This window comes from Vibrio sp. 10N.222.49.C9 (assembly GCF_041474985.1).
Classification (GTDB): Bacteria; Pseudomonadota; Gammaproteobacteria; order Enterobacterales; family Vibrionaceae; genus Vibrio; species Vibrio crassostreae_C.
This window is the reverse complement of sequence record NZ_JBFRVD010000547.1, coordinates 1-228: the sequence shown is the minus strand read 5'-3', so window position 1 is coordinate 228 and position 228 is coordinate 1. Positions and strand designations below refer to the sequence as shown.

Below are 228 nucleotides of genomic sequence, written 5' to 3'. Positions count from 1 at the left end.
CATAGACCTTAAAGGCAAGGCAATGCTACCTATCCATAACTCCACTTTCGATCTTGCTCTGCATGATTGGTTTGAGCCACTTGAGCGCGCTCTTGTCCATGCAAACAGTAAGCAGGTTCAATTGGTCACTCCACTATTTGGCCAAATGGTCGATGTAGAGTCGCCAAGTAGTCATGCTCAGTATGCATGGTGGCGCGAATTGCAACCGTACAAAGAAGAGTTCAAGAC

General features: G+C 46.9%; 1 pseudogene. It reads left to right on the top strand.

Features of this window, described 5'->3' with window-relative positions:
* Window positions 1–22: 22 nt before the first annotated feature.
* Window positions 23–228: pseudogene (locus AB4585_RS24400) on the top strand (hydrolase); the annotation flags it as partial.